Annotated in this window: 18 protein-coding genes; 12 read left to right on the forward strand and 6 right to left on the reverse strand. The window is 62.3% G+C overall.

Translation table 11 applies throughout. The annotated features are described in order from the left end of the window. Position 1: 1 nt before the first annotated feature. Positions 2-673, reverse strand: a complete 672-nt coding sequence (locus tag AAGF34_RS09510) for a GntR family transcriptional regulator (protein ID WP_342620374.1) — start codon at positions 671-673, stop codon at positions 2-4. Positions 674-737: 64 nt separating this feature from the next. Here AAGF34_RS09510 and AAGF34_RS09515 point away from each other — a divergent pair, with 64 nt between their 5' ends. The 5 genes from AAGF34_RS09515 to AAGF34_RS09535 are packed head-to-tail and all read left to right on the forward strand — an operon-like array spanning position 738 to position 5246. After that, positions 738-1652: a dihydrodipicolinate synthase family protein gene (locus AAGF34_RS09515; protein ID WP_342620375.1), complete on the forward strand. Its 915-nt coding sequence runs from the start codon at positions 738-740 to the stop codon at positions 1650-1652. A 9-nt stretch (positions 1653-1661) separates the two neighbouring features. Continuing rightward, entirely contained in the window at positions 1662-2600 is a 939-nt protein-coding gene (locus tag AAGF34_RS09520) for a 4-hydroxyproline epimerase (RefSeq protein WP_342620376.1), read from the forward strand. Positions 2601-2605: 5 nt separating this feature from the next. After that, on the forward strand, positions 2606-3703 hold the full coding sequence (locus AAGF34_RS09525; protein ID WP_342620377.1) for an FAD-dependent oxidoreductase: 1098 nt from the start codon (positions 2606-2608) through the stop codon (positions 3701-3703). A gap of 17 nt (positions 3704-3720) precedes the next feature. After that, positions 3721-3954: a 2Fe-2S iron-sulfur cluster-binding protein gene (locus AAGF34_RS09530; RefSeq protein WP_342621069.1), complete on the forward strand. Its 234-nt coding sequence runs from the start codon at positions 3721-3723 to the stop codon at positions 3952-3954. Beyond that, the gene (locus AAGF34_RS09535; RefSeq protein ID WP_342620378.1) at positions 3951-5246 is read left to right on the forward strand and encodes an FAD/NAD(P)-binding oxidoreductase; all 1296 of its coding nucleotides are present in this window, start codon (positions 3951-3953) and stop codon (positions 5244-5246) included. Before AAGF34_RS09530 ends, AAGF34_RS09535 begins: the two co-directional genes overlap by 4 nt. A 330-nt stretch (positions 5247-5576) precedes the next feature. Here the strand turns inward: AAGF34_RS09535 and uvrA are convergent, their stop codons facing one another. Continuing rightward, positions 5577-8600 (reverse strand): excinuclease ABC subunit UvrA, encoded by a 3024-nt coding sequence (gene uvrA, locus AAGF34_RS09540; RefSeq protein WP_342621070.1) that lies wholly within the window; start codon positions 8598-8600, stop codon positions 5577-5579. A gap of 208 nt (positions 8601-8808) precedes the next feature. Between uvrA and ssb the strand changes: the two genes are divergently transcribed. Beyond that, positions 8809-9321 carry a single-stranded DNA-binding protein gene (ssb, locus tag AAGF34_RS09545; protein ID WP_342620379.1) on the forward strand — a complete coding sequence of 171 codons (513 nt, stop codon included), beginning with the start codon at positions 8809-8811 and terminating at the stop codon, positions 9319-9321. A gap of 182 nt (positions 9322-9503) precedes the next feature. After that, positions 9504-9725: a hypothetical protein gene (locus AAGF34_RS09550; RefSeq protein ID WP_342620380.1), complete on the forward strand. Its 222-nt coding sequence runs from the start codon at positions 9504-9506 to the stop codon at positions 9723-9725. Positions 9726-9737: 12 nt separating this feature from the next. Here AAGF34_RS09550 and AAGF34_RS09555 read toward each other — a convergent pair whose 3' ends face one another. Genes AAGF34_RS09555 through AAGF34_RS09565 form a run of 3 tightly spaced genes read right to left on the reverse strand, consistent with a single transcriptional unit; the run spans position 9738 to position 12167 of the window. Then, positions 9738-10505: a Crp/Fnr family transcriptional regulator gene (locus AAGF34_RS09555; protein ID WP_342620381.1), complete on the reverse strand. Its 768-nt coding sequence runs from the start codon at positions 10503-10505 to the stop codon at positions 9738-9740. 45 nt (positions 10506-10550) lie between these two features. After that, entirely contained in the window at positions 10551-11651 is a 1101-nt protein-coding gene (gene mnmA / locus AAGF34_RS09560) for a tRNA 2-thiouridine(34) synthase MnmA (RefSeq protein WP_342620382.1), read from the reverse strand. 9 nt (positions 11652-11660) lie between these two features. Next, on the reverse strand, positions 11661-12167 hold the full coding sequence (locus AAGF34_RS09565) for an NUDIX hydrolase (protein WP_342620383.1): 507 nt from the start codon (positions 12165-12167) through the stop codon (positions 11661-11663). Between the two features lie 122 nt (positions 12168-12289). On the opposite strand from AAGF34_RS09565, the gene AAGF34_RS09570 reads away from it, so the two are divergent. The 5 genes from AAGF34_RS09570 (at position 12290) to AAGF34_RS09590 (ending at position 17710) form a co-directional block, all read left to right on the forward strand. After that, positions 12290-13420 carry a Re/Si-specific NAD(P)(+) transhydrogenase subunit alpha gene (locus tag AAGF34_RS09570; RefSeq protein WP_342620384.1) on the forward strand — a complete coding sequence of 377 codons (1131 nt, stop codon included), beginning with the start codon at positions 12290-12292 and terminating at the stop codon, positions 13418-13420. 26 nt (positions 13421-13446) lie between these two features. Next, positions 13447-13773 (forward strand): NAD(P) transhydrogenase subunit alpha, encoded by a 327-nt coding sequence (locus tag AAGF34_RS09575; RefSeq protein ID WP_342619644.1) that lies wholly within the window; start codon positions 13447-13449, stop codon positions 13771-13773. Beyond that, a complete protein-coding gene (locus tag AAGF34_RS09580; RefSeq protein ID WP_342619645.1) occupies positions 13770-15197 on the forward strand; it encodes an NAD(P)(+) transhydrogenase (Re/Si-specific) subunit beta in 1428 nt (475 codons plus the stop codon). Before AAGF34_RS09575 ends, AAGF34_RS09580 begins: the two co-directional genes overlap by 4 nt. A gap of 75 nt (positions 15198-15272) precedes the next feature. After that, positions 15273-16946 carry a long-chain-fatty-acid--CoA ligase gene (locus AAGF34_RS09585; RefSeq protein WP_342620385.1) on the forward strand — a complete coding sequence of 558 codons (1674 nt, stop codon included), beginning with the start codon at positions 15273-15275 and terminating at the stop codon, positions 16944-16946. Further along, entirely contained in the window at positions 16943-17710 is a 768-nt protein-coding gene (locus tag AAGF34_RS09590; RefSeq protein WP_342620386.1) for a 5'-methylthioadenosine/adenosylhomocysteine nucleosidase, read from the forward strand. Before AAGF34_RS09585 ends, AAGF34_RS09590 begins: the two co-directional genes overlap by 4 nt. Here AAGF34_RS09590 and AAGF34_RS09595 read toward each other — a convergent pair. After that, entirely contained in the window at positions 17686-18675 is a 990-nt protein-coding gene (locus AAGF34_RS09595; RefSeq protein ID WP_342620387.1) for a magnesium and cobalt transport protein CorA, read from the reverse strand. The two genes, AAGF34_RS09590 and AAGF34_RS09595, sit on opposite strands and share 25 nt — an antisense overlap. Between the last annotated feature and the right edge of the window lie 193 nt (positions 18676-18868).

Below are 18868 nucleotides of genomic sequence, written 5' to 3' on the forward strand. Positions count from 1 at the left end.
TTCAGTTGGCAATCACCCGCTGCGTGAATCCCTGCAGGTAGTCACTCAGCCTTTGCGCCCCGGCCACGGCTTGCGCTTCATTGCCTGAGGCAATGCCCTCAGCCAATTGCATATGGGCCGCCGCGCCCTCGGTGATATCACCCGCATGGCGGTAGGCATACCAGAAGCGCCGACACTGCACGATCAGCGGCAGCACCGCCTTCACAGCGGAGTGGTTCTGGCTGGCGGCGTGGTTGACGCGGTCGAGTTCGATGTCGGCCTTCATGTAGTCGTCCAGCCGCTCGGCCGCAGCCGCCTTGACCATGCGTTGGGCGCACTGCACGATGTCCTTGCGCTGCTGTTCGGTAGCGCGGCGTGCCGAGCATTCCGCAATCAGGCACTCCAGCACGCGGCGGGTTTGCACCACATCCAGGTGGTCGGCCAGGTCGATGCTGGAAATCAGCAGACCGCGGCGGGGCTGCTGCACGATCAGGCCGGTGGACACCATGCGCAGCAGCGCCTCGCGGATCGGCGTGCGGCCCAGCTGCGTGCGCTCCACCAGCTCGCTCTCCACCACCTGCGCGCCGGGCTGCAGCTGCAGGGTGGAGATCATGTCTTCCAGCGTGTCGTAGGCCACGTCGGCGGCGCGGCGCTTGGGTTGCGCGGGCGTTGGTGTTTTTTTGGTGCGGGCCATGGCGGATATTTTAGAATTGCGTTAATATATTAACAACATATTTATTTACCCCCCGGAGCTTCGCATGAAAAACACCCCCTGGCAAGGCATCTTCCCCGCCATCACCACCAAGATCAACGCCGACGAGAGCATCGATGCCGAAGGCACGGCGCGCCACATCGACTTCCAGATCCGCAACGGCATCCACGGTCTGGTGACCTGCGGCTCGTTGGGTGAAGCCAGCACGCTGACGCTGGAAGAGAAGCTGCAAGTGGCCAAGATCGCGTTGGAAGCCGCCGACGGCCGCATCCCGGTGCTGGCCAATGTGTCGGAAACCAGCACCCGCGAAGCTCTGCGCTACATCGACGGTGCCAACAAGCTGGGCGTGCAGGGCTTCATGGTCATGCCCTCGGTGATCTATGTGGCCGACGCCCGCGAAGCCATGCTCAATGTGCGCACCATGGCCGAAGCCGCGCAACAGCCCATCATGGTCTACAACAACCCGGTGGCCTACCGTGTGGACCTCAAGCCCGAGCACATGGTGGAGCTGGCCGACTGCAAGTGGATCCACGCCATCAAGGAAAGCACCGACAACATCCGCCGCATCACCGACCTGCGCAACACCGTGGGCACGCGCTACCAGCTGTTCCTGGGCGTGGACGACCTGGCCTATGAAGGCCTGGCACTGGGCTGCGACGGTCTGCTGGCTGGTGTGGGCTGCGCCTTCCCGCGCGAAACCGTGGCCCTGTACGACCTGATGAAGGCCGGCAACTTTGCCGAAGCACTGCCGCTGTACCAGTGGATGACGCCCATGTTGCACCTGGATGTGTCCACCAAGCTGGTACAAAACCTCAAGCTCATCGACGCCCTGGTCGGCGTGGGTACCGAGTACGTGCGCCGTCCGCGTCTGCCGCTGGTCGGCGAGGAGCGCGCCCATGTGGAAGCCGTGGTCAAGAAGGCCCTGGCGACCCGCCCTGCCAAGTACCAGTCCGTGATGTAAGGTGTGGTGATGAAGCGCATCTCCATCATCGATTCGCACACCGGCGGCGAACCCACGCGCCTGGTGGTGGGTGGTTTTCCCGATCTGGGCAAGGGCAGCATGGCCGAACGCAAGGCCTTGCTGTCTTCGCAATACGACGACTGGCGTGCTGCCACGGTGCTGGAGCCGCGCGGCAATGACGTGATCGTGGGCGCACTGCTGTGCGAGCCGGTGTCCCCTGATGCCGCGGCAGGTGTGATCTTCTTCAACAACACCGGCTACCTCAATATGTGCGGCCACGGCACCATCGGTCTGGTGGTGACGCTGGCGCACATGGGCCGCATTGGCGCCGGTGTGCACACCATTGAAACCCCGGTGGGCGATGTGACAGCCACCCTGCACGAAGACGGCACGGTGAGCGTGCGCAACGTGCCCGCTTATCGCTACCGCAAGCAGGTGGCGGTGGACGTACCCGGCTACGGCACGGTGCGCGGCGACGTGGCCTGGGGCGGTAACTGGTTCTTCCTGGTCAATGACCACGGCCAACGCATCGCGCTGGACAATGCCGTTCACCTGACCGACTACACCAGCAAGATGCGCCACGCTCTGACCGAGCAGGGTATCAGTGGTGCGGACGGTGCCGAGATCGACCACATCGAACTGTTCGCCCCCGACACGCAGGGCGCCGACAGCAAGAACTTCGTGCTCTGCCCTGGCAATGCCTATGACCGGTCTCCTTGTGGCACCGGCACCAGCGCCAAGCTGGCCTGCCTGGCGGCGGACGGCAAGCTCGCGCCCGGCGCCGTGTGGACGCAGGCCAGCGTGATCGGCAGCACCTTCGAAGCCAGCTATGAAACGGATGGCGAGCGCATCATTCCCACGCTGCGTGGCAGTGCCCATGTGTGCGCCGAGGCGACGCTCCTGATCAGCGACAACGATCCGTTTGCCTGGGGCATACGCGCGTACTGAACCGGATGCAAAAGACCGACGTCATCGTCATCGGTGCCGGCATCATCGGCGCCGCCTGCGCCCATGCGCTGGCGCGTGCCGGGCAGCAGGTGCTGGTGATCGACTCCGGCACCGGCGGTGCCACCCATGCGGGCATGGGTCATCTGGTGGTGATGGACGACAACCCGGCCGAGATGGCGCTGAGCCAGTACTCGGTGGACGCCTGGCGCGCAATGGCGGCTTCCATGCCAGCCGAGTGCGCCTACAGCCACTGCGGCACGCTGTGGGTCGCGGCCAATGCCGAGGAAATGGCCGGTGCCGAAGAGAAGCGCCTTCGCCTGCAACAGCATGGCCTGGGCTGCACCTTGCTCAGCGCCAAGGAGCTTGCGCAGGCCGAGCCCGGTTTGCGCAGTGGTCTGGCCGGTGGTCTGCTGGTGCCGGGTGACGGCACGCTGTATGCACCCAACGCCACACGCTGGTTGCTGGGTCTTCTGCCGCAGCGGGTTACGGTGCAGCGCGGCTTGGCGGTGCGCATCGACGGCAATACCGTCGTCTTGTCCGACGGCACAGCGCTGCAGGCTGCGCAGGTGCTGCTGGCCACCGGGCTGCAGTCCGCCAAGCTGGTGAGCGGCCTGCCCATTCGCGCCAAGAAGGGCCATCTGGTGATCACCGACCGTTACCCCGGTGCGTTGCAGCACCAACTGGTGGAACTCAGCTACATCACCACGGCACACCACAGCGACGGCCCTTCGGTCGCCTTCAATGTGCAGCCTCGCCCAACCGGCCAGTTGCTGATTGGCTCCTCGCGCCAGTTTGACACCGAGGACACGGCGGTAGAGCCCGCCATGATGGCGCGCATGCTGCAACGGGCCATCTCCTACATGCCCGGCGTCGCCGACCTCAATGCCATTCGCTGCTGGACCGGGTTGCGACCCGCCACACCCGACAGTCTGCCCATTCTGGATCGTCACCCCGACAACCCCCACCTGTGGATGGCGGTAGGGCACGAGGGCCTGGGCGTGACCACCGCCACGGGCACGGCCGCCATCATGGCCGCGCTGATGACCGGTGCTACCGCACCGCTGGACCCGGCACCTTTTGCACTTTCACGTTTCCCGTCATGACGCCTTCTTCCCCCCACGTGCTGGTCAATGTCAATGGTCGCTACATCACGGTGGCGCATGGCACCACGGTGGCTGCCGCGCTGGCACTGGCGGCTTGCGGTGCCGCGCGCACCTCGGTGAGCGGGGAGCCGCGCGCGCCGGTCTGCGGCATGGGCATTTGCCAGGAGTGCCGCGTGCGGGTGGATGGAAATGTGCGCCTGGCCTGCCAGACACTGTGCGCCCAAGGCATGCTGGTGGAGCCCATGGCATGACAACGCAAGACACGCCCACGCAACAACGCTGTGACGTCCTCATCGTGGGCGCCGGGCCTGCCGGACTGTCCGCCGCCAAGGCTGCGGCCAGCAACGGCGCCCGCGTGCTGGTGCTGGATGACAACCCGGCGCCCGGAGGCCAGATCTGGCGCGGCGGCCCCCATGCGGATCTTCCCGCCGTAGCCACAGCCTTGCAGCACGCTGTGCGCGCCAGTGCCAATGTGCAGGTCCTCAACAGCGCCAAGGTCGTCGGCATTCTGGATGCCAATACCTTGCTGGTGGAAACCAACCAGGGCGCCTTGCATGTGCAATGGAACAAGCTCATTTTGTGCACCGGCGCGCGCGAACGCCTGCTGCCTTTTCCGGGCTGGACCTTGCCCGGCGTGACCGGCGCGGGCGGTTTGCAGGCGCTGATCAAGGGCGGCCTGCCGGTGCAAGGCCAGCGTGTGGTCATTGCCGGTAGCGGCCCCCTGCTGTTTGCCGTGGCGTCCACCGTGCGCAAGGCCGGCGCCAAAGTGCTGATGGTTGCCGAAAACGCACCGCTGTCGCGCATGACCACCTTTGCCCGCAAGCTGCCGCTATGGCCTTCCAAGCTGGTGCAGGCGGTGCAACTGCGCGATGCGAGCTACCGCACCTCGTCCACCGTGCTGTCCGTCCAAGGGCAGGGCAAGGTGCAGCATGTCACCATCCGCCAGGGCAACCGCACACTGACGCTGGACTGCGATCGCGTGGCCGTGGGTTATGGCCTGGTGCCCAACACCGGACTGGCCCAGGCACTGGGTTGCAAGCTGCACACGGCCGATGGCGTGCAGGCAATCACCGTGGACACATGGCAAGCCACCAACGTGTCAGGTGTCTACGCTGCCGGTGAGTGCACCGGTACGGGCGGCTGTGAACGCGCCATGGCGCAAGGCAGCATCGCGGGATATGCCGCCATTGGAGAGACCGCCAAGGCCCATGCGTTCGAGAAAGACCGCAAATACTGGAGCGCCTTTGCCGCGCATGCCCACGCCTGCTTTGCGCTGGACGACCGCCTGAAGCAACTGCCGCAGCCCGACACCCTGGTATGCCGCTGCGAAGATGTCAGCCATCAGGCGCTGCAGCCGCACGCCAACTGGACCGAAGCCAAAATCCACACCCGTTGCGGCATGGGCGCGTGCCAGGGCAAGGTGTGCGGCACTGCGGCGCAGTTTCTGTACGGATGGGATACGCCACAGGCACGCATGCCGTTTACTCCGGCGCGGATTGGAACGTTGGCCAGTGCGGCTGACGGGAGTGGCAAGGCGGCTTAAGAGGCTTCCTGTCCGCGTCAGGCTGACGTGGTACTCGACTCCGTTCGTGTCCCCCGGCCTTCGGCCTCCTCCTTTACCTCACTGCGCCGAGCACCACGCCATCCTGAGGCTGCAAGCGTGGTTGGCACGCGCGCTGTATCCATCCATTGCGTGTCAACGCTCTTTGCAGCCGATGCCACTGGGGCGGATGGTGCAGTGAGGTAAAGGAGGAGCCCGCAGGGCGGGGGACACGAACGGAACCATCTGCCCCAGTGTCATCGGCCGCCAGAGGTCTCCGATCGCAAGGCGGCACGCAAACAAAAAAACGCAAGCCAAGAAGCCTGAAAAGTCTTAAGCCAGCAACTTCGCCAGATACCGCCCGGTAAAGCTGACCGGGTTGGCCGCAATGTCTTCCGGCGTGCCTACACCCACGACCGTGCCTCCACCCGAGCCGCCTTCCGGGCCCATGTCGATCAGCCAGTCGGCCGTCTTGATCACGTCCAGGTTGTGCTCGATCACCACGATGGTGTTGCCCGCGTCGCGCAGCTGGTGCAGTACCTTGAGCAGCAGGGCAATGTCGGCAAAGTGCAACCCGGTTGTGGGCTCGTCCAGGATGTAGAGCGTGCGGCCGGTGTCGCGTTTGCTGAGTTCCAGCGCCAGCTTGACGCGCTGGGCTTCGCCGCCCGAAAGCGTGGTCGCCGCCTGTCCCAGCTTGATGTAGGACAGGCCCACATCCAGCAGCGTCTGCAGCTTGCGGGCAATGGTGGGCACGGCTTGGAAGAAGTCGTACGCGGCTTCCACCGTGAGCTCCAGGATCTGCGCGATGTTCTTGCCCTTGTAGAGCACTTCCAGCGTTTCGCGGTTGTAGCGCTGGCCAGCGCATACATCGCAGGGTACGTACACATCGGGCAGAAAGTGCATCTCCACCTTCACCATGCCGTCACCCTGGCAGGCCTCGCAGCGGCCACCGGCAACGTTGAAGCTGAAGCGTCCCGCGCCATAGCCGCGTTCGCGTGCAGTGGGTACCTCGGCCATGAGTTCGCGGATGGGGGTGAACAGGCCGGTGTAGGTGGCCGGGTTGGAGCGGGGCGTGCGGCCGATCGGCGACTGGTCCACGTTGATGACCTTGTCGAAATGCTCGATCCCTTCAATGGCCTCGTGCGCTGCGGGCTCGTCGTGCGCACGATACAACTGACGCGCCACGGCGGTGTAGAGCGTGTCGTTCACCAGGGTGGATTTGCCAGAGCCGGATACACCGGTCACGCAGGTGAGCAGACCTACCGGGAATTCGACGTCCACCTTTTTGAGGTTGTGGCCGCTGGCGCCAATGATGCGCAGGGCCTGCAGGTCGCCCTGGGTTGCAAGGTGGGCGGCATGGCGTTCGGCCCAGGCCAGCGCGGCCTTGCTGGGAGCGCCTTTGGCCACTGGCTTTTTCTCTGCCACAGCGGGCTGCACTGTAGGCAGCCAGGGTGTGCGGCGTGTGGGCACTTCGATCTTGCGTGTGCCGGCCAGGTATTGGCCTGTGAGGGACTCGGGGCTGGCCTTCACATCGTCAAAGGTGCCCTGCGCAATCACGCGTCCGCCGTGGATGCCGGCACCCGGGCCCATGTCGATCACATGGTCGGCGGCGCGCATCATGTCTTCGTCGTGCTCCACCACCAGCACGCTGTTGCCGATGTCGCGCAAATGCTTAAGGGTGTCGATCAGGCGATCGTTGTCACGCTGGTGCAGGCCGATGCTGGGCTCGTCCAGCACATACATCACGCCGGTCAGACCGGAGCCGATCTGCGACGCCAGGCGGATGCGCTGCGATTCGCCGCCGCTGAGCGTCTCGGCACTGCGGTCTAGGCTGAGGTAATTCAGGCCAACATCGTTGAGGAACTTCAGCCGCAGCCCGATCTCGCGTATGACCTTGGAGGCGATTTCGCCGCGGGCGCCGTGCATGGTCAGGGCATTGAAATAGGCGTAGCTCTCGCGCAGGGTGGAGCTGCTGATCTCGTAGATGGCGCGGGCTTGCTCGCCTTCGCCAATCTTGACGTTGCGCGCTTCGATGCGCAGGCGGCTGCCGCCGCAGTCGGGGCAGAGCTGGACGCTGCGCAGGCGCGCCAGGTCTTCACGGACCATGGCCGAGTCGGTCTCGCGGTAGCGCCGCTGCATGTTGGGGATGATGCCCTCGAAGGGGTGCTTCTTGGTGACTTTTTTACCCTGCGAAGCGCCCGAGTCCATGATGTAGCTGAACTTGATTTCCTCTTCGCCCGAGCCATACAGAATGGCATTGCGTACCGCCTCTGGCAACGTGTCAAATGCGCTGTCGATGTCAAAGCGGTAGTGCTTGGCCAGGCTCTCCAGCATGGAGAAGTAGTAGCCGTTGCGCCGGTCCCAGCCCTTGATGGCACCGCTGGCCAGACTCAAGGTGGGGAACGCCACCACGCGTTCGGGGTCGAAGAATTCCTGATGGCCCAGTCCATCGCAGCTGGGGCAGGCACCCACTGGCGAGTTGAACGAAAAAAGCCGCGGCTCCAACTCGCTGATGGAATAGTTGCACACCGGGCAGGCGAACTTGGCGTTGAACAGGTGCTCCACCGGTTTGCCATCGGCAGGAGCGTCCATCTCCAGCGCGATGGCGCGGCCCTGGGCCAGTCGCAGTGCGGCTTCAAAGCTTTCGGCCAGACGCTGGCGCAACCCAGGCGCAGGGGCGCTGCCCGGCTCTGCCTGGGCCACTTCGGGGCGGACCTTGATGCGGTCAATCACCACGTCGATGTCGTGCTTTTCGGTCTTCTTGAGCTTGGGCAGGTTGTCGAACTCAAAGGTCTCGCCATTGACGCGAAAGCGCACATAGCCTTGCGCCTGCATGTCCTCAAACAATTCCAGGAACTCGCCCTTCTTCTCCCGCGCGATGGGCGCCAGAATCATCAGGCGGGTGTCTTCGGGCAGGGCCAGCACGGTGTCCACCATCTGGCTGACCGTCTGGCTTTGCAGGGGCAACTGGTGGTCCGGGCAGTAGGGCGTGCCGGCGCGGGCAAACAGCAGGCGCAGGTAGTCGTGGATTTCGGTGACGGTGCCCACCGTGGAGCGCGGGTTGTGGCTGGTGGCCTTTTGCTCGATGGAGATGGCGGGCGACAGGCCCTCGATCATGTCCACATCGGGCTTGTCCATCACCTGCAGGAACTGCCTGGCGTAGGTGGACAGGCTCTCCACATAGCGGCGCTGGCCTTCGGCATACAGGGTGTCGAATGCCAGGCTGGACTTGCCGGAACCGGACAGGCCCGTGATCACCACCAACTGGTTGCGCGGGATATCCAGGTCGATGTTCTTGAGGTTGTGCGTGCGCGCACCCCGGATGTGGATGCTTTGGTGCTGCAAGGCGTGAACCAGATACGTGCCCTCGGCTGCGGCGGATGGAATACGGGCGTCGGAAGAGGTGGTCAAAGCGGTGGCCGGATGGAAAACAACCCTCCATGATAGACAGTAAGCTTCCCGGCTGCCGTCTGGGGCCGCACCGCAGCCTGGCAAAGGTGTTTGGTCCGGCTGTTGGGAGGTGGCTTCAAAGGCTGGATAATCCACGGACATTCTGGAGAAACCCATGGCATCCGTTAACAAAGTCATTCTGGTCGGCAATTGTGGCCGCGACCCCGAAATCCGCTACTTGCCGTCCGGGCAGGCCGTTGCCAATGTGAGCATCGCCACCACCAGCCGTCGCAAAGACAGGACCAGCGGCGAGTTCGTTGAAGAAACCCAGTGGCACCGCGTCACCTTCTTTGAGCGTCTGGCCGAGATCGTGGGCGAATACGTGAAGAAGGGCACCCCCATCTATGTGGAGGGCCGTCTGAGCTATCGCAAATACACCGACAAGGACGGCATCGAAAAGAACGCCACCGACATCGTGGCCTCCGAAATGCAGCTGCTCGGCGCTCGCCAAGGCATGGGTGGCCCTGGTGCGGGTGACGGTTATGGTGATGAAGGCGGTGCCCCTGCCGCCCCCGCCCGCCGCCCGGCACCCGCCGCTGCCCGTCCAGCCGCGCCTGCGGCACGCCAGGCCCCGGCTCCACGCCCGGCCAGCGGTTTTGACGACATGGATGACGATATACCGTTCTGAATCTAGGACGGCCGTTTCAGCGGACGACAAACACACAGCTTCCCTCACACCTAGGCATTTTTTGTTCATTGATGTACAAAAAGTGCCGCATGGAAATGCGTGTCGCACCAAGCTTCGGGTCTTGACCAAGGTCTTCGGTGCGCATGCGCTTTCGCTCGCGCGCACCGTGACGAGGAGTTGTGATGCCGAAGAAATCGAATATTCCCCAGCCTTCGAACCCCGTTTCGCTGCAAGCCATTGAGCTGCTGACCCATCTGGGTGGCGCGCTCAAGCTCCAACGGCGTCATTTCGATGAGGCTGTGGTGACCCATTGCGTGCAGTTGATCCAGGAGTACGTGCAGGGCAGTGCGCCGGAGCATTGTGTCCAGGAGCTACCGGCCCACTACGGCGGCAAGAATCTCTAGGAATGGGCGGAGCTATTCCGCAGCCAGCTCTGACAGCAGCTCTTCAAAGCTTGGATTGAGGTCGTTGAATTTGCGTGCGCGCTGCTTGTTGGAAAACCGCTGCCAGTTCGGTAGCGACAGGATTTCCAGCCTTCCGTAGGAAATGGACAACCAGCCTTTTGCTGCGAGCTTTTGCACGTGCTCGGAAAAGACTGTTCTGGAGACTCCGCACAGGTCGGCCAGCGTCTTTTGCTTGACCGGGATTTCCACGCCCTGGCCGAAGCCAATCGTGGGCGGCCGGTCAGAGTGGTAGTTCAGCGCCTCGGCGAACTGGGACAGGCCCATCACCACGCGCAGGCACGGGTTGCCGAACTTCATCAGCATCAGAGTTTCCGAAGTCTTTTGGACGCGCCAGGCCATCAGCCGTGTCAGGTACAAGGCAAATGCGGGTTGCGTCTCCATCAACTCCAGCACGATGTCACTGGAAATGCCCATGACCTCGGTTGTAGACAGGCAGACGAAGTCGGCGTAGCTGGCTTTGCGGTTGATGATGGATTGTTCGCCGAACCAGGAGCCTTCACCGTAGATGCTGATAGGCATCATCTGCCCGGTGGGCGCTTCCAGGGAGGCGGAAACGAGGCCGCTGATGATGAATTGCCAGGCGTCCACCTTGGAGCCCTTGGACCAGATGACTTGGCTTTCCTCGAACGAAGAAACCCTGATGAAGGCGGCCATCTGCAGGGCTTTTTCCTGCGAGATGCCTAGGTTGCGGAGCTGCTGGTATTTGAAGTTTCCGTACATTTCTTATTGGATCGTTATTCATGTGTACAGACTCCCTTTCAAATTTCAGCTGATCACCCCCCCACCGAGACACACTTCACCGTCATAGAGCACAGCAGATTGACCAGGAGTCACCGCCCATTGTGGCTCTGTGAATTCCAGCGCAAAGCTTTGTATATCCAGATTTTGCAATTGGCATGCCGCGTCGTTTTGCCGGTATCGGGTCTTTGCCGCCAGGGAGCCTTCTGCAGGTGCATTGCCAGCAATCCAGCTTGCATCCTGGGCCTGCAGATGTGTTGATTGCAGCCAGGGGTGGTCATGACCCTGCACGACCCACAGTGTGTTGTTCTCCACATCCTTGCGCGCCACAAACCAGGGCTGGTGCTCGCCACCGCCGCGCTGCGCACCCTTGGCCTTGAGGCCGCCTATGCCCAGGCCTTGGCGCTGGCCCAGGGTATAGAACGACAGGCCGACATGCTCACCGATGGTGCATCCCTTTGGGTCCTTGATGGGGCCCGGTTCCTTGGAGATGTAGCGATTCAGAAAATCGCGGAACGGCCGCTCGCCAATGAAGCAGATGCCAGTGGAGTCCTTCTTGCGCGCATTGGGTAACTGGATTTCTGCAGCAATGCGCCGCACCTCGGTCTTGTGCAGCTCGCCCACGGGGAAGAGCGTCTTGGCGAGCTGGGCCTGGTTGAGCCGGTGCAGGAAATAGCTCTGGTCCTTGGACGGGTCCAGTCCCTTGAGCAATTCGTACAGGCCGGTTGTCGGGTTCTGGCGCACCCGCGCGTAGTGGCCGGTGGCAATCTTCTCGGCACCCAGGCGCATGGCATGGTCCAGAAATGCCTTGAACTTGATCTCGGCATTGCACAGGATGTCCGGGTTGGGCGTGCGTCCAGCCTGGTATTCGCGCAGGAACTCGGCAAATACGCGGTCCTTGTACTCGGCGGCGAAGTTGACGTGCTCGATTTCTATGCCAATGACGTCGGCCACGGCGGCCGCATCGACAAAGTCGATATTGGAGGAACAGTATTCGCTGTCGTCATCGTCCTCCCAGTTTTTCATGAAGATGCCGATGACCTCATGGCCCTGTTGCTTGAGCAGATAGGCGGTGACCGCAGAGTCCACGCCCCCACTCAGACCGACCACGATTCGTTGTTTTGCCATCCCCCGATTTTAGGTGGGCGGCTGCAAAGCCCGTACCGACGGATGGGTATGCACCAAACCCAGGTCAAATCGCTGACCCGACAGGTAGTCTTCCATGCACTGCAAAACCAGCGGGCTGCGCAGCCGGCTTTCCTGTGCGCGAATCTCGTCTGCCGCGAGCCAAAGTGTCCTGACGATGCCTGTGTCGAGCGTGCGCTGTGTGTCCAGCGCACCCAGCTGACCGCAAAAGGCGAAGCGCAGATAGGTGATGTCTTGCGCGGCTTCGCCGGGTGCTGGGCCGGGTCGTTGAAAGCGCGCCAGATACACGCCAACCAGCGCCTGTGGAGTGAATTGGTAGGCCGTTTCTTCCAATGTTTCGCGCGCACAGGCTTGTTCAGGCGATTCCCCAGGGTCCAGATGCCCGGCCGGGTTGTTCAGACGCAGACCCTCGGGTGTGTGTTCTTCCACCAGCAGGAATCTGCCGTTGTTTTCAATCACGGCCGCGACCGTGACGCTGGGTTTCCATCGATTGTCCATGGGGCATTATCCAAAGGCTTCCGCTGGGCTGTCTGACCTATGGTTTTAACGGGTAAGAACAGGTCGCAAACTCATGTAAGCTCTAAGACAGCATTCCAACCAGATTTCCCAAGGAGTTCCCCATGCAGATAGGCATACCTGCCGAGACGCTGGCAGGCGAGAGCCGGGTGGCTGTCACGCCCGAGACGGTGAAGAAACTCAAAGCCCAGGGCCATAGCCTGTGGGTACAAAGCGGAGCCGGTGTCGCTGCCAGCGTGACCGACGAGGCCTATGTGGCAGCCGGTGCCGAAATCACCGATGCAGCGGGCGCCTTTGGTTGCGATCTGGTGCTCAAGGTGCGCAGCCCACAAGTGTCGGAGCTGCCCCTGCTGCGCGCGGGCACCACGCTGGTGGGCATGCTCAACCCCTTTGATGCTTCCGGTCTGCAGCAGCTGGCCACAGCCGGCCTGACCTCCTTTGCGCTGGAAGCCGCACCGCGCACCACCCGCGCGCAAAGCATGGACGTGCTCTCCAGCCAGGCCAATATCGCCGGCTACAAGGCGGTGATCATTGCGGCGGACAAGTACCAGCGCTTCTTCCCCATGCTCATGACTGCGGCCGGTACCGTCAAGGCAGCCCGTGTGGTGATCCTGGGTGTGGGCGTGGCCGGTCTGCAGGCCATCGCCACGGCCAAGCGCCTGGGTGCGGTGATCGAAGCCTCGGACGTGCGCCCCAGCGTGAAGGAGCAGGTGGAATCCTTGGGCGGCAAGTTCATCGACGTGTCGTATGACACCGACGAAGAGAAGGAAGCCGCGGTTGGTGTGGGGGGGTATGCCAAGCCCATGCCGCAGAGCTGGCTGGACCGCCAGAAGGTCGAGGTGGCCAAGCGCGTGGCGCTGGCCGATGTGGTGATCTCCACCGCCCTGATCCCCGGACGCGCAGCCCCCACGCTGATTACGGAAGACATGGTCAAGTCCATGAAGCCAGGCTCCGTGATCGTGGATATCGCAGCGGGCAAAGGCCCGGGTGGCGTGGGCGGCAACTGCCCGCTGTCTGAAGCCGACAAGACGGTGGTCAAGCACGGCGTGACCATTGTGGGCGAGACCAACCTGCCCGCGTTGGTGGCAGCCGATGCTTCCTCCTTGTATGCCCGCAACGTGCTGGACTTCCTCAAGCTGATCGTCAACAAGGAAGGCGCCTTGCACGTGGACCTGGAAGACGACATCGTGGCAGCCTGCCTGATGACCCAGGGCTTTGAGGTCAAGCGCAAATAAAGAAGAGCAACCAAAGGACAACCCCCATGGACCTCGTATCCCCCACGATCACCAACCTGATCATCTTTGTACTGGCCATCTACGTGGGCTACCACGTGGTGTGGACCGTCACGCCCGCCCTGCACACGCCGCTCATGGCGGTGACCAATGCCATCTCGGCCATCGTGGTGGTGGGCGCCATGCTCGCGGCCGCCCAGACCGAAACCCCCTGGGGCAAGGCCATGGGCGTGCTGGCCGTGGCACTGGCTGCGGTCAACATCTTCGGTGGCTTTCTGGTGACCCGGCGCATGCTGGAGATGTTCAAGAAGAAAGAGAAGAAGGCAACTCCCGCAGCTGAAGGGGGCCAAAAATGAGCATGAATGTTGTCACGCTGCTGTACCTGATTGCCTCAGTCTGCTTCATCCAGGCTCTGAAAGGCCTCTCGCACCCCACCACCTCCATCCGGGGCAATGTGTTCGGCATGATCGGCATGACCATTGCTGCCTTCACCACGGCGGCCCTGATTTACGAAACCTCGCACGGCAACGGCCTGGGCCTGGCCTGGGTGCTGCTGGGCCTGGTGGTGGGCGGCGGCTATGGTGCCTACCGCGCCAAGACGGTGGAGATGACCAAGATGCCCGAGCTGGTGGCCTTCTTCCACAGCATGATCGGTCTGGCGGCGGTGTTCATCGCCGTGGCCGCGGTGCTGGAGCCCGCGGCCCTGCTGCATGGACTGGCCAAGGGGGACCCGATTCCTACCGGCAACCGGCTGGAGCTGTTCCTGGGTGCAGCCATTGGTGCCATCACCTTCAGCGGCTCGGTGATTGCGTTTGGCAAGCTCTCGGGCACCTACAAGTTCCGATTGTTCCAGGGCGCGCCGGTTACCTTTGGCGGTCAGCACAAGCTCAATCTGGTGCTGGGCTTGCTCACGCTGGGTCTGGGCGTGGCCTTCATGGTCAGCGGCAATGAGGGTTACTTCTTTGCCATGCTGGCGCTGTCCTTTGTGATGGGCGTGCTCATCATCATCCCCATTGGCGGCGCCGACATGCCGGTGGTGGTGTCCATGCTCAACAGCTATTCGGGCTGGGCGGCGGCGGGCATTGGCTTCTCGCTAAACAACAGCATGCTGATCATTGCAGGCTCACTGGTGGGCTCCAGCGGCGCCATCCTCTCCTACATCATGTGCAAGGCCATGAACCGGTCGTTCTTCAACGTGATCCTGGGTGGCTTTGGTGGTGAGGCCGGTGGTCCTGCTGCGGGCAAGGCCGAGCAGCGCCCGGTCAAGAGCGGCTCCGCCGATGATGCGGCCTTTGTGCTGGGCAATGCCGAGACAGTGGTCATCGTGCCGGGCTATGGCCTGGCGGTGGCGCGGGCACAGCACTCGGTCAAGGAGCTGGCGGCCAAGCTCACCGAGAAGGGCATTACCGTGAAGTACGCCATTCACCCGGTGGCAGGACGCATGCCCGGCCACATGAACGTGCTGCTGGCCGAGGCGGAGGTGCCCTATGACCAGGTGTTTGAGATGGAGGACATCAACGGCGAGTTCGGTCAGGCCGATGTGGCCATCATCCTGGGCGCCAATGACGTGGTGAACCCGGCGGCGCACACCAAGGGCAGCCCGATCTACGGCATGCCGATTCTGGAGGCCTACAAGGCCAAGACGGTGATCGTGAACAAGCGCTCCATGGCCGCAGGTTACGCCGGTCTGGACAACGAACTCTTCTACATGGACAAGACCATGATGGTGTTTGGAGACGCCAAGAAGGTCGTTGAGGACATGACCAAAGCGATCGAATAAACACAGCAGACTGGCGCAGCGGCACATTCTGATGTGCCACGTTGGAGTCCTGTGAAAAGGATGGAGACAAAACACATGGTCGAACGTATCTGGCTTGAGAGTTACCCGGCGGGCGTGCCTGCGGACATCGATGCGAGCGTCTACGGCTCGCTCGTCGATTTGATGGAAGAGTGTTTCCACAAATACGCGGATCGGGTTGCCTACAGCTTCATGGGGCAGGATGTTTCCTACGCCCAGGTGGACACCTTGAGCCAGGCGTTTGCTGGCTATCTGCAAAGCCTGGGTCTAGTCAAGGGTGATCGCGTGGCCATCATGATGCCCAACGTACCACAATACCCTGTGGCAGTGGCGGCGATTCTGCGTGCCGGCATGGTGGTGGTGAATGTGAATCCGCTGTACACGCCGCGCGAACTGGAGCAGCAGCTCAAGGACAGCAGCGCCAAGGCCATTGTCATCATTGAGAACTTTGCCGCCACGCTGGAGAAGTGCATCGCCGCCACGCCGGTCAAGCACGTGGTGTTGTGTGCCATGGGCGACCAGTTGGGCACTCTCAAGGGCGCACTGGTGAACTACGTGGTGCGCAACGTCAAGAAGATGGTTCCCGCCTTCAACCTACCTACTGCCGTGCGATTCAACCAGGCAGTGGCACGGGGCGCCAAGGCGATGTTCACCAAACCGGTCTACAAGGCCGAAGATGTGGCCGTGCTGCAGTACACCGGTGGAACCACGGGCGTATCCAAGGGCGCCGTGCTGTTGCATCGCAATGTGGTGGCCAACACCTTGCAGTCCGAAGCATGGAATGCGCCGGTCATGGCCAAGGTGCCTGCTGGGGAGCAGCCCACCACTGTCTGTGCCTTGCCGCTCTACCATATCTTTGCGTTCACGGTGGGCATGATGCTGTCCATGCGTACCGGGGGCAAGCTGATACTTATCCCTAATCCGCGAGATATTCCGGCCGTACTCAAGGAACTCTCCAAGCACACCATCCACAGTCTGCCGGCGGTCAATACCCTGTTCAATGCGCTGGCCGTGCATCCCGATTTCCATACCGTGGACTGGAGTCACCTGAAGGTGGCTGTAGGAGGCGGCACGGCCGTGCAGAGCGCCGTGGCCAAGTTGTGGCTGGAGAAGACCGGTTGCCCGATTTGCGAGGGCTACGGCCTGAGCGAAACCTCACCCTCGGTGACCTGCAACCCGGTCACTTCAACCGAATACACCGGCACCATCGGTGTGCCGTTGCCCAGCACCTATCTCCGGCTGCTGGACGATGAAGGCAATGATGCGCCCGCCGGGGCATCCGGTGAAATCGCCATCAAGGGGCCGCAGGTCATGGCCGGCTATTGGCAGCGTCCCGATGAAACCGCCAAGGTCATGACACCCGATGGCTACTTCAAGACCGGTGACATCGGCGTGATGGATGCACGCGGCTTTTTCAAGATTGTGGACCGCAAGAAAGACATGATTCTTGTGAGCGGATTCAACGTCTTCCCCAACGAGCTGGAAGATGTGATTGGCCAGATGCCCGGCGTGATGGAGTGCGCTTGCGTGGGTGTGAGCGATGCCAAGTCCGGTGAAGCGGTGAAGCTGGTCATTGTGCGCAAGGACCCGGCTCTGACCGAAGCCGATGTGCGTGCCTACTGCAAGGAAAACCTCACCGGTTACAAACAGCCCAAGATCGTCGAGTTCCGTGATGAACTTCCCAAGACGCCGGTGGGCAAGGTGCTGCGCCGTGAGTTGCGCGAGAAATGATTTCGGCTGCGCGTCCTCTGGCCATTCTGAGCGCGTTGGCTGAAGAGCAGGCGGGCCTGGTGGATCAACTCCAGGGCGCGCAACGCGTGACCCATGCCGGGCGAGAATTCTGGCAGGGTGCGCTTGATGGCCTGCCAGTCGTGCTGGCCTTGTCCCGCATCGGCAAGGTTGCCGCTGCGACCACCAGTGCCGCCCTCATAGAGCGCTTTGGTGTGGGTGCCATCGTGTTCACTGGTGTCGCCGGTGGCGTGGGGCGCAATGTTCAGGTGGGCGATGTGGTGGTGGGCACTGGCTATGTGCAGCACGATATGGATGCTTCACCCCTGTTCCCGCGCTACCAGATTCCCTTGACCGGACAGACCGCCATCGGCGCCGATGCTGCGCTGGCTCGGGCGCTGGTGTTTGCCTGTGTGGTGGGCCTGCAAGGCGTGCAACACGCGGGGCGTGCCCCCATGGTGCACCAGGGGCTGGTTGCCAGCGGGGACCGCTTTGTCAACGGACAGGAAGAGACTGCGCGCATTGTGGACACCTTGCGCCTCCATGGCCACGAGCCGCTGGCGGTGGAGATGGAAGGAGCTGCCGTAGCCCAGGTCTGCCACGACTACGGCTTGCCCTTTGCGGCGGTGCGCGCCATCTCCGACCGGGCGGACGATACGGCGCATGCGGACTTCCCGGTGTTTGTCCGGGACGTGGCCAGCGTCTATGCCCGACGCATCATCGCGGAGTTCGTGCGGACCTGTCAGGACAGCCAGCCGCGCTTGTAAAAGTACCACATGGGTACCAGCGCGCTGGCGATCATCATGCTGACGGTGTAGGGGTAGCTCCAGCCGCCCAGAATTTCCAGCTCGGGGAATTTCAGGTTCATGCCGTACACGCTGGCCACCAGGGTGGGCGGCAGCAGGGCGACACTGGCCACCGAGAAAATCTTGATGATCTTGTTCTGGTTGATGTTGATGAAACCCACCGTGGCGTCCATCAAAAAGTTGATCTTGTCGAACAGGAAGGCAGTGTGGCTGTCCAGCGAGTCGATGTCGCGCAGAATCTGCCGCGCATCATCGAATTGCTCGGCAGTCAGCATCTTGCTGCGCATCAGAAAACTCACGGCGCGGCGGGTATCCATCACATTGCGGCGGATGCGTCCGCTCATGTCCTCGTGGCGTGCAATGGCCGCAAGTGCTTCACCGGCGATGGCGTCGGTCACCCTGCCGGACAGTACTTTCTTGCTGACCTTTTCCAGCTCGTCATAAATGCCTTCCAGCGTGTCGGCTGAGTACTCGGCATCAGCGTCGAACAGTTTGAGCAGTACTTCCTTGGCATCTTCAATCAGGCCCGGAGCCCGGCGCGCACGCATGCGCAGCAGACGGAACACCGGCACGTCTTCATCATGGATGGAGAACAGGATGCCCTTGCTGCGCAGATCGTCGTTGACCAGATTCAGGATGAACGCAGCGCGTACGGCACGCGGCTCGTCATCGTCGGCGACCAGAAAGTCACTGCGGATGTGGATCTCGCCATTGTCTTCGGCGTAGAAACGCGCGGATTCTTCGATGTCCTCGTCCATCGCGTCTTCGGGAATGGACAGACCGTAATACTGTTTGATCCAGCGCTTTTCTTCCAGCGTCGGCGATTCAAGGTCCACCCAGATGGGTTGGAATTTGGAGAGCTCCTCCAGGGACTCGATCTCTTCCTGGAAGAGGCGTCCATTGGCAAGCGTAAAGATGTTGAGCATGGCTCACTCCCAAGGGTTTGGAATCAATGCAAGGGGCTAGGGTCCGCTTTCAACCCCGGTGCATGAGTGGGAGTTGAAAGCTACCGACTGGGGTAGTTTTCCAAGGAGTGTTCTCCAAGAGCTGAGATGGGCGAAATTATCGCACCGCAAGGCGGTGCCAATGCGCAAAGAGGCCGTCTTGCAGAAATATTGC

Origin of the sequence: Rhodoferax sp. GW822-FHT02A01, from assembly GCF_038784515.1 — a bacterium.
Classification (GTDB): domain Bacteria; phylum Pseudomonadota; class Gammaproteobacteria; order Burkholderiales; family Burkholderiaceae_C; genus Allorhodoferax.